This is a genomic window from Moorena sp. SIO4E2, from assembly GCF_010671945.1.
GTDB classification, from domain to species: domain Bacteria; phylum Cyanobacteriota; class Cyanobacteriia; order Cyanobacteriales; family Coleofasciculaceae; genus Moorena; species Moorena producens.
Genome location: NZ_JAAHIE010000236.1, coordinates 1 through 10,802 on the forward strand (window position 1 = coordinate 1; position 10,802 = coordinate 10,802).

Annotated in this window: 8 protein-coding genes and 1 pseudogene; 3 read left to right on the top strand and 6 right to left on the bottom strand. The window is 43.7% G+C overall.

Going from position 1 to position 10,802, the window contains the following annotated elements; all coding sequences use genetic code 11:
- Positions 1–127 precede the first annotated feature (127 nt).
- Together F6K37_RS21845 and F6K37_RS21850 are read right to left on the bottom strand one after the other, a co-directional pair.
- Positions 128–1,273 (bottom strand): PP2C family protein-serine/threonine phosphatase, encoded by a 1,146-nt coding sequence (locus tag F6K37_RS21845; protein ID WP_287252115.1) that lies wholly within the window; start codon positions 1,271–1,273, stop codon positions 128–130.
- 175 nt (positions 1,274–1,448) lie between these two features.
- Complete coding sequence (locus tag F6K37_RS21850) at positions 1,449–1,664, bottom strand: hypothetical protein (protein WP_008185876.1); 216 nt, start codon at positions 1,662–1,664, stop codon at positions 1,449–1,451.
- Between the two features lie 171 nt (positions 1,665–1,835).
- On the opposite strand from F6K37_RS21850, the gene F6K37_RS21855 reads away from it, so the two are divergent.
- Positions 1,836–2,330, top strand: a complete 495-nt coding sequence (locus F6K37_RS21855) for an ATP-binding protein (RefSeq protein WP_229414557.1) — start codon at positions 1,836–1,838, stop codon at positions 2,328–2,330.
- Positions 2,331–2,461: 131 nt separating this feature from the next.
- The gene (locus F6K37_RS21860; protein WP_143764219.1) at positions 2,462–2,731 is read left to right on the top strand and encodes a hypothetical protein; all 270 of its coding nucleotides are present in this window, start codon (positions 2,462–2,464) and stop codon (positions 2,729–2,731) included.
- 96 nt (positions 2,732–2,827) lie between these two features.
- On the opposite strand, the gene F6K37_RS21865 is transcribed toward F6K37_RS21860, so the two are convergent.
- Positions 2,828–4,213 carry a cytochrome P450 gene (locus tag F6K37_RS21865; protein ID WP_008185871.1) on the bottom strand — a complete coding sequence of 462 codons (1,386 nt, stop codon included), beginning with the start codon at positions 4,211–4,213 and terminating at the stop codon, positions 2,828–2,830.
- 403 nt (positions 4,214–4,616) lie between these two features.
- Here F6K37_RS21865 and F6K37_RS21870 point away from each other — a divergent pair, with 403 nt between their 5' ends.
- Positions 4,617–6,827, top strand: a complete 2,211-nt coding sequence (locus F6K37_RS21870) for a phosphoketolase family protein (RefSeq protein ID WP_008185869.1) — start codon at positions 4,617–4,619, stop codon at positions 6,825–6,827.
- Positions 6,828–7,128: 301 nt separating this feature from the next.
- Here the strand turns inward: F6K37_RS21870 and F6K37_RS21875 are convergent, their stop codons facing one another.
- The 3 genes and pseudogenes from F6K37_RS21875 to F6K37_RS21885 all read right to left on the bottom strand — a co-directional run.
- Positions 7,129–8,535: a PI-PLC domain-containing protein gene (locus F6K37_RS21875; RefSeq protein ID WP_131827079.1), complete on the bottom strand. Its 1,407-nt coding sequence runs from the start codon at positions 8,533–8,535 to the stop codon at positions 7,129–7,131.
- 225 nt (positions 8,536–8,760) lie between these two features.
- Positions 8,761–9,195: a hypothetical protein gene (locus tag F6K37_RS21880; protein ID WP_008185865.1), complete on the bottom strand. Its 435-nt coding sequence runs from the start codon at positions 9,193–9,195 to the stop codon at positions 8,761–8,763.
- Positions 9,196–9,994: 799 nt separating this feature from the next.
- Positions 9,995–10,591, bottom strand: a pseudogene (locus F6K37_RS21885) (zinc ribbon domain-containing protein); the annotation flags it as partial.
- Between the last annotated feature and the right edge of the window lie 211 nt (positions 10,592–10,802).

Here is a 10,802-nt window from a genome sequence, read left to right on the forward strand (position 1 = left end):
GCCTTTCAGTCTCCTGTATTATCTTCAAAAGCTGCCAATTTTTGACATTGCCCATTGCCCATGGGCGCACGCTACGGGAACGGCCGACGCTACGGAAACTGAGGTTGATTACTCCAGGGAAAGGTGTTCATACAAAATTGATTTCCAGTAACGATAAATCATCATCAAAATAGTGTTTAGGGTTCACGGCTTCCAGAGATTTCAAAATCAAATCTAGGTGACAAGCACCATTGTGATTTTGCTTACACTCTGCCAGTAACCTGATGAAGGGCTCAAGTCCCCAAACGTTCCCATTGGATTGGTTAATCTCGTAAATCCCATCGCTGAATATATATAGGGTGCTCGATTCAGTAATTTCACAGCACTGATCAATGTAATCGGCATCTGGGAACATACCAACGGGTAAGCCAGGGGTTTTTAGACGTTGTACTTCCATCAAGGAACCATGGGTCTGAGCAATTAATATTGCGGGTGGATGTCCTGCACTAGCATAGACCAGTTGACGCTTGACCTGGTTATATACCCCATACCAGACCGTGAAGTACTTATCATTTCGCTCAGTGATCTGGAAGGTTTGGTTCAACCCTCGTAGAACATCACTCGGTTCATAGTAGTTAATCGACTTTAGAGCCCGCGACCTGAGTAAATTTAGCACTGAAAGTGTGGGCAAGGCAGCTCGTAAGCCATGTCCAGCAGCATCCAGCAGATAAATTGCTAAATGCTCTGAGTCTAGCCAATAATAGTCAAAGCCATCACCCCCCAGTTTCCGGGAGGGAATAAATCGGGTGTCAATGGTCACCGATGCTTTGATCATCCGGTCTGGAAGAATTGAACTAACATACTCTGCTGCCTCTGCTAATTCTCCCTCCAACAACTGCTTTTGGTGCTGCAAATCATGACTTAGTTGGTGTAACCTCAAGCCAGCCCTGACTCGTGCGTTCAACTCTGCTATTTCGATCGGCTTACACAGAAAGTCATCTGCTCCAGCATCTAACCCCTCTACCCGGTCTTCAATGGAATTTCGAGATGTCACCAGAATAAATATGGTGGTTGAGAGTCCCGGCGTTACCTTGAGTTGACGACAGACGTCCAATCCATTCATACCGGGCATAATCCAATCGCAAATGACTAGCGCTGGACGTAACTTTTCTACCTGCACCAAACCTTCTTCACCGTTGCTAGCTACAGCTACCTCATAACCCTGGTGGCAAAGGGCCCGTTTCAGTAACATTTGCATGGCTGGATCATCATCAATAATCAGAATTTGGTTCATGGCACTGAGGTTCTACAAATTACTTTAGGATTTATCAATACACTGACTTACAATTAGGATAGCCAGTATATTCTGTGGGCTGAATTTCACGAAACCTAGATCAGACCCCAAGACAAGTTAGACTGAGTTACTTTTATTGATGGCATTCCCTATTGGCGTATCGGATTTATTTGTTCTAACTTCTCTGTCTTGCACCGCTTCCGGTTTCTTCCCCCTTTTCTAAATCTCCATCAATTTTTGCCATTTTGGGCAACAGCTTATAGAGGGCAAGACCCCCTAGAGGGCAAGACCCCCTGGCTTGATAGAAAAGGGGAAAAGAAACCCCATTTGCGCCAATGGTTTTCCCAGTGCTTCTGGCAAAGCTTCTAGAAAAAATTTTCTTTGAAGGCAATTCTTTAAAGGCAATTGAGTATTAGTCCATGGTACAGGGAGATATAAATCTAGGTTAAACTGGATTCCTTGATCTTAGAGTACCCAATGGAAGAGAATCAGGCTTCAATGTGGTTGATGTATGTGGTTGATGTATGTGGTTGATGTAAAAGATTTTGAGGAATTGAAAAAATTGAAAACATCTATCCAACAATTTCCTAGCGACCTTAAGGCGTTAGAAAACGCTTTGGGATGGTTTGACCAGTTCAAACCATCGTCTGTTCGCCAAAAAGTCTGGTTGCAGTGCCAATTAGCTCTCGCTGAAGGATTTACCAATGCCGTTCGTCATGCTCACAAAGATTTGCCAGAAGAAGTTTCGATTGATGTCGAAGTTACTTTATTACCTGAGTGTTTAGAGTTACGCATCTGGGATAAAGGCCCTCCCTTTGATTTAGAACAGCAGCTGAGAGACCTCAAGCAGCAAATGAACCCTCAATCTGGTGGTGGACGTGGCATCGCTATACTACAAAAAATCGCTGATCATCTCAGCTATACCCGTACCGATAACAACCGGAACTGTTTGTTAATTGTGAAGTGTTATCAGGAATTGGGAAACAGGGATTTAAAAACTTTTTGTAAAGAAAATGTTAAGGAGTCTCGATTACCAATTGTCAGACCGATGGATTAGCATGATCAGATTGGTGACCTCAGTGGCTGAAACTCTGATGCTGTGCTAGTTAGACTTTTGTTGACATTTATTTATACTCAGCCCTTGTAGAACACAAAATCTTTAATATTCTGAGTAATTCACTATTTTGTTTGGTAACACCATACCGGGTTGGGAAGAGTATGCTGGCAAAATGCGATGTAAGTATTCAGCAGTCAGCAGTCAGCAGTCAGCCGTCAGCTTATTTTATTCAAAAGCTGTTCCGTGTAGCGTGGCACAGGCTTTGGCCTTGGCCTTTCGGCCACGCTACGCGAATGGCCACGCTGTGCGAACGACGCTGGGACATAGCGCATAGGCTAGAAGCCTGTGACGTAGCGCATAGGCTGATAGCTGAATGCTTACAATGCGATCGCATCTGGTGATCATCCAGCGGCCTTTTTCGGTGACCTTACTGGCGGCAAAGACTCTCGGTGATCACGGATAACCGTTTCTGTTGCTATGGGACAATTGCTTTGATCCTAAAGAGAATTTACGGTAGCAGGTTTTTTTGGCTCCTTAGCAACACGTTGACCTCTCATCACCATCGGAACCCCATTTTCCGGAGTAATTCCTACTCCACGACGAGTTGGTTTAATGATTGTATTTTGTGCTAAGGCTAAGTGATAGTCAGACAATACCTTAGCCAAAACCAGTTTCATTTCTAACATCGCCAAAGCAGCACCAATACAGCGTCGGTTTCCACCACCAAAGGGAACATACTCATAGGCAGAGTATTGACGCTCAAGGAATCGTTCTGGTTTAAACTGATCGGAGTCTGGATAGAGGTCTTCTCGACGATGGGTTAAATAGGGACAGGCAAAAAGGGCAGTATTGGCCTGATAGTGGTGACCCATAATAGTAATTGGGGATGTGGTAATGCGGGCGAAGATCACAAACGCCACTGGGTAAATCCGCAGGGTTTCTTGGCAAACTGCTGTGAGATAGGGCAGTTGGGCAATGGCCATCGGGTCTGGATGATCCCCTAAGCTATCAATTTCCTCTAGCAGTTTTTGGCGCACTGTCGGTAATCGATGAATCCAGTAGAATGCCCAAGCTAAAGCGCTTGCAGTAGTTTCATGACCCGCAAACAACAAAGTCATCAACTGATCTTGTAACTCCTGATCACTCATCAACTCACCATTTTCGTCCCGAGTGGACATGATTAAACTAAGAATGTCATTGCCCATTAGCTCGGGTTGCTCTCGGCGCTGATTAATCTCTTCCTGAAGGAGGTTATAAATTTCCTGCCTACGCCGCACCATCTTGCCCCAAGGACTCCAAGCTCCTAAATCTCGTTGCAGGAACTTAAAAAACAGCATACTAGAGCGCAGGGGGGAAGCAGTCACCTCTAGCATGGCTGCCAGCAGTAGCTTGAGTTTTTGGTAACGGGTACCCTCACCTAGACCGAAAACCCCCTGCATGATTACCTGGATGGTAATGTCTTGCATGGCAGTACGGGCAGTAAAGGCTTGACCGATTACCCACTGACTCGCTACTTGCTGGGTAATATCACAAATCAATTGACTGTAGGAATTAATTCGTTGCCCATGAAAGGGAGGAATCAAGAGTTTACGCTGCCGCTGGTGTGGTTTACCATCGAGTAAAGTCATTGAGGTTTCCCCCACCAAGGGTTGTAGCAGCTTATTTCGTTCACCAGATTTAAACTGGCTAGGAGGAGCGGTCAAGACTTCCTGAATTGCTTGGGGGTGGCTGAGGATGACTAACGTTCTCGAACCAGTTAGCCGTATGGTAAATGTATCTCCATAGCGTTCTACACACTGATCCAAATACTTGAGGGGGTTAGCAATCCAATAGATTAACTGTAACCAGTCAGGGATTTGAGGACCATCAGGTAATTTACTCACACTCGTTTTCCTCTGTTACTTTCTCAAGACAAATTCATTATCTAACCTAACTGCCATATGGCAACAAAACCTTCGGTTACCTGATTACTATCAGAAATCCGCTTATTGACAAGCTATCAATAAGATTAATGGTAATCAAAACTAGTCGATTAATCCTATTCTGTTAGTCTTTGGGAATTAAAATAAAGCAAGATTTGATTAGAATCTCTACAAGGTAGGTAGAACAATAGATGTAGAGTTGCAGGTTCTCTAGTAGTCTCAATAGTAGTCTCAATCAATGTAATCCATAAGACATTTCACTGGTTTAAAACCCAAATTTCGCCAATATACTAATTCCGCACTCAGCGAGCTGATTGTAATATTTGTTTATTACTCGTAATAATTAGAAAAGGTTTCTGACACTATGACAGTTGGTAGCAGGGTTTCGACATTCTGTCAAGGAATTCAGTATTTTGAGAATACCATACCGGGTTTTGAAGCGACTTTGGACCAATACGGTCAACGAGATGCGATCGCGTTGGGGCAAAAAGCCATCCCATCTCCTGATGATCCAGCAGCTGTCTTCCAGACCTTACTAGCTGCTGATGCCCTACGCTACCTAACCCTGCACATCACTGCTAGTAAAGCCTCTGGTCATCCAGGGGGATTTGCCAGCATTGCGGAAGGGATTGCAGCTTTGGTCATGCTGGGTTACAAAAACATTATTACTGAAGTGGGACACCATGCCCCAGGCTTCTACAGTAACATGTTTCTGGACGGCTCCCTAGAGGAGATGGGTATTAAGACTGTAGAACAGATGGGGGAACGCTTCCGAGAAATGCACGGATTGCTCGGACACCTTTCTGGTCAAATTCCTGGACTCCTCAATCCGGCTGGTCCCCTCGGACAAGGGCAACACTTTGCCATGGCCGGGGCTTTGCTTCATCCAGGGGTACTATTCCCAGTTACGATTGGGGATGGGGGCTTGGGTGAACCTTATATCATGAGCAGTTTTGGTCACTTCTCTACGGCCTATCCCCAGGTGACTAATTTTCTGCCCATCTTAGTGTGGAATGGTTACAGCCAGGAACACCATAGTATGGTTTCCACAAAGTCCAATCAAGAGATGATTGCATACTGGCAGGGCAATGGTTTCCAAGAAGTAATCTTAATCAATGCTAAGGATTACGATGATGCTGACCAACCTGGTGAGTATGTCGATAGCACTGAGTTTTCTTTGCAGAAGCGATTGGCATTTACCCAAGGGGTTTTGGAAGCTACGGATAAAGCGGCTAAATCAGCTTTGAGTGGTAAGTTAACGGTGCTGATTGTTAAACAACTAAAAGGAGCGGGAGTCCACAAACGGGGAGCTAAAGCTCACAATCTTTACCCAGGAGATACCCTGGAAAAAGATTATATTGTTAGTGCCCTTAAAGCTCGGGCGTTACCGTCTCAAGCCTGGGAATTAGTGAGGATAAATTTTGAGCGTTCTGGAGGAGGGCCAGCGGCTCATACTGTAGTCACAGAAAAGGAATTGCCTTTACCAGATTTAGGTAAATTGCCTTTAGAGGAATTTGTGATTGATGGCGATAAAAAAATAGCAACTACCGCGATGGGAACGATAGTTGCTCATGTGGGGCAAAAAGACCCTAATTTTATTATTTCCAATGCTGATGGGAATGCTGCTTCTGGAATTAATAATATTAACCAAGCCCTAAAAATTATCCACCCCACCCCGGATGAAATTTACTTCCAAGGCCCAAAAGGTCAGGTGTATGAACCCTTGAGTGAAGATGCTTGTGCTGGATTAGCGGTAGGGTTAGCTTTGTTTGGAGCTCGTACTCTGTGGTGTTCTTATGAATCTTTTGCTATCAATGGGTTACCCATTTGGCAAACCGTTACCCAAGCCATGGCAGAATTGCGCCGTCCTACTCCCTCTACTATTACATTATTTACGGCTGGGGCACTGGAGCAAGGACGGAATGGTTGGACTCACCAGCGTCCTGAAATTGAAAATTACTTTGCTGCTATGATGCGCAATGGCAATATTTTCCCGTTGTTTCCCTGTGATGCTAATAGTATCCAAGTGTGTTATGAGTGGGCGCTGAGTACTAAGAATAAAGGAATTACCATTACTGCTAGTAAGTCACCCTTACCGGTGCGCACGACCTTTGAGCAAACCCGTCAAGGCTTGCAAGATGGTGCAGTGGTTTTGCATGAAACTAAAGGCAGTAAAACCGTTGTGTTTGCGGTGATTGGGGATATGAGCCTGATACCAGTGTTTGATGCTGCTTCTAATTTGGAAGACCAAGGGATTGGGGTGCGGATTGTTTCGGTAATCAGTCCCCGCCGTTTGTACCGTCCTGATGATACGGCTTGGAAAACCTGTAGTGAAGCTGATGGGGGTTTCTTAGATGATCAGGGGTTTGAACGGCTGTTTGGTGGGGATGGATTGATTGGTGTTACTGGTGGTACCAGTGCCATGCTGGAACCGATTATGTTACGTAGTACTTGCAAGCGGGATGTGGTTTCTTGGAAGCGTGGTGAAACTGCTAGCAGTGCTGGTCAAATTATGGCCTTTAATGGTTTGACTGCTGAGGCTTTGGCCAAACGGGCCACTGAGTTGGTTAGTTAAAATTTAGTTGGTTAGCATTTTTTGGTGTAGCCCTATCCTTAAGGATGGGGCTGTCAGCTATCAGCGATCAGCTATCAGCTAATGGGCTATGCCCACGCTACTTGAGGTGCTTTTGAATAAAAGAGATAAGCTAAGGCCAAAGGCCACGCTACGGGAACGTTTAATCTGAGTGTAAGCCTTGAGCTATCAGCCATTAGCTTTCAGCTTTTTAATAAAATAAGCTGACGGCTAATAGCTGATAGCTAACATCGGGCTACACCAATTAAGCCCCCCTAGGAATATTAGGGAATGCTGCCCTATCCTACTGCTCGCAATTGTAGCCGCCTTTCATTCTACCATCATTCCAGTCTTTTATTTCAAAATTATCTATTCCAATGTAGCTAAGTCCATAGCTATTAACTGCAGTGCTGTAGGAACAATCATTCTCTGGGGAAATCACTCCAACATGGGATACATAGTTATTGCTTCTGACAGCCTCTCCTAAACTGCTAGACATGCTTTCGAAAATGAAATTATCGCAGACTACAGACTCCGCCGTCTTGGCATCGAAACTCTTTGGTATTCCAGTAATCTCTTCTAGTGTCTCTACATCAGGGCAAGCAAATATCAACCCTTGATTGTAGTTTGTATCTCGAACATATTGAGCAATTACTGGGTTAGGATTTCCTGTTATTCCTCCTGCCGGTCCACTACCGCCAATGATTACCATGAATTGTCCTTTATAATCACCCTCTTTGCCCCAACAATTATTTTGTGCAGCAACTCGCATAGATGATAGTCCTTCGCTGTTTTGTAAGCAGCCCTCCCCTTCTAGTAAGTCAGTGGGTTCGTAAAAAATATCTGCATTATTTGGAGATAGTATTCTTATAATTAGAGCATCTAGATCCTGGGGACCCCTTTGTTCGCCCTTTTGCCCCCAACCTTGTTTCTTATCAATCAAGATAGTAACAAGCTCGTGTTCGGGATTTTCTTCGTGCCATTGTCTGACATCATTCAGGCAGTCTGATAGGAATTTACCACTACAGTTATTGCGTGGGAAATCTGTCGGGTTGTGAAATACGAACCAATTTCCTGGTACTGAGCCACCACCACCAATTCCGAAAGGCGAATCAAAGATATCAATCTCGATCGCTTTTACCTGGTCTAGGACTTCCGCCAAACTATTGGCATATTGTAGCTCGTAACTGTTGTGACTCATTGGTTTAAAAACCTGACCAATATTAAGGGAGTCACTATAGTCACAGGTAGTATTTTGATTTCCCCCACCATTGTCTTCGCAAGTGGAAGTATAACCTAATACTTGAAAAAGTTGAGTAGCACCATTGGGATTTCCTATGTACATTTTAGGGTCTTTTACCAGCTCTGTAAAAGAACAATCACGCAGGTCTCGAAAAATTGTGGGGTCAGAACCGGGTTGATCTTGTGCAACACTAAATTCAATCTGATCAGCTTCATCTGTCAGTTCGATCTGCCATTGTATCAGGTCACCTTCGCAATATCGTGTGCTGAAATTATCACTGCTACGCCAAGTTTGACCATCTTGGGGTCTTGATTCTGACCAGCCAATAAAACAGATCTCGCCTTGAGGTTCACAAGCTGAGGCATAAGCCTTCGGTACAGGGATGAGACTGGTAATAATCAGACTCAGTAAAGCAGCTATGAAAAATTGCTTAAGGGTTTTGAACATCTTAATCACTTTGTTTTTCAACAGTATTTTCAACAGTGTTTTCAACAGTAACTGTCTAGAACGTTAGTGAATTAGAGTAGTCAATTAGAGTATGATTTCTACAAAGGCGGATAGACACAGGAGGATAGACACAAGGTAGTTCATTCTATGATTCCCTTGCATCTATCTCTTTATTCTAGAAAGCCAGAACAGAAGGTAAACTAGATTACTCTAATTCTGGATTACTCTAATCTGCCAACTTGAACTTTACTGAGGCATGGGTTCATTAGTGTAAACATGCACTGAGAACGTTTGACCCGCTCCCCTTGGATTTCCTAGGTACAGATTGTTATCTTGGAACATAGTAGTGATTCCACAGTATACAATTGGATCCTGTAAAGTAGGGTCACTTCCACTTACATCTTTTGCAAGACCAAATTCAATGTTTTCAGCATCCGGACCTTGGGCGATCCACATCATCTGAGTTCCTGGGCAATATCCTGTGCTGAAATTATCACTGCTACGCCAGCTTTGACCATCTTGGGGACCTTTTTCAGAGAAGACAACAGCACATAGAGTACCGTTATCAGGACCAGGAGGTTGACAAGGAAACTGAGCATAGGCTTTCGGTACAAAAATACCGCTGGTAATCAGAATGCTGAGTAGACCAGCTAAGAACAATTGCTTGATGAATTTGAACATTAATTTACCTCGTTGGTGTGTATCTAATGTGTATCTAAGTTATTACCCTCTTGCTGACAGAGGGCTGTGAACAACACGTCCAGAGGTAGTTAACCTTTAACCTTTAAGCTGCAAATAGCTATAGAAACCAGCTGGTGATTGTGGCAGGTATATCCTTAAACAGACCTAGCACACAACCGGTTAGCTCTCATTTTTTTAAGCACCCTAAATTTTTGATAAGCTGTTGCGCATCTAAGCTTTAGATTTGCCTATCTGATTAAATCCTGGCCAAGCTTTACCCATAAGCATTTTGACCAGAAGTTTTATGTTATAATAGGCAGATTGAATCATCACAGCTCTGGTTTTACTTAATCATACTAATATCTTAAAAATAATTTGTCAAGCCTTTTTTTTAGACCCAATTCAGATTTGCTTTTGGCTGGTGCTATAATGTGGTATGTTCTATGAACTATATTTTTTTACCCTTTCGGAGCCGCTAATTTATACAACCTTTATCCTCAGAAGGATTAAGTGATTTGAGCCTAGTTTGGATTAATGATTAGGATCCTATGGCATTCCCGTCCCGTGACCTACGCTCAATCGCTAGTTGTGTAATACTTACAGGATCTATAAATTGCCAGGGTTATACCCATAGGAAAGGGAGCAGGGAACAGGGAGCAGGGAGTAGGAATCAAAAATTTTCACAATTCATTGAAGATACCTATAGCACCTAAATTTACTGACTCTATTTTCAATAATTAAGTCTGTGATCAACTGTATTCCGATACTTTTTAGCTACCAAAGTCTACCAAGGTAGAAATTAGCCCGCCAAGGCAAGATGCTCTCGCATCCAGGGTGTATCTACCAAAGCTCTCAGGAATATCCCACGAGCGCCATTTATATCTCTATCCATTTTTTGACCATCAATTTTGGACTTAATGATTTTGCTTCCACCAATTTTGACGAGTTCACCTGTCCAGCTGACAGTTTGGCTGGTGTAGGCTTCACATACATCAACTACGAGCTTTCCTGTCTCGAAAGCTTTATGCTTAAGGAACTGTTTGAACCTGTAATGAGAAAAAGAGAGTAGGTTTCGGACTGTTTTTGTTCGCGTAGCGTGGCCTTTTGGCCAACGAATCTTTCGCTCTTGTCGTTTTGACATTTGAGATGTCTCAAAAGTGGGAAGCAGAATAAAGTCAAAATTGTCAACCAAAAATCTGGCAGCTTTGTGATGCAATTCATTGATCAAGTTCTGTATTCTGATAGTGATTATTCTGGCCGCCTTTCTGATTCGACGTTTTTGTTTACCTTTTGATAGGCTGATTTTTGAAATCAGCCTATCAAAAGGTAAACATAGACGCTGAATTCGAGAAAAGTCCCCTTCACCAATTTTTCCTACAGAATTTTCGGTGACATACTCCCACACGCTCATCGAAGATTACAGTGTGGGCTTCTTACCAACTCCAGCCATCACTATCGGCTTTCGCCGACGCGGGGCGCGTTCGGATACACGGGTTACTTTATTAACGACACGGGATGCCCCGACCCACCGGAACAATACAATAAGTTCTATTTTTTAGGCACGTAAGTGGCTGACTTGCCCAGCATTTAAGGCCGTAGGCCACGCT

Coding starts and splice junctions, on each gene's coding strand:
- F6K37_RS21845 (WP_287252115.1), bottom strand. CDS start 1,273: ATGAACCAAATTCTGATTATTGATGATGATCCAGCCATGCAAATGTTA.
- F6K37_RS21870 (WP_008185869.1), top strand. CDS start 4,617: ATGACAGTTGGTAGCAGGGTTTCGACATTCTGTCAAGGAATTCAGTAT.
- F6K37_RS21880 (WP_008185865.1), bottom strand. CDS start 9,195: ATGTTCAAATTCATCAAGCAATTGTTCTTAGCTGGTCTACTCAGCATT.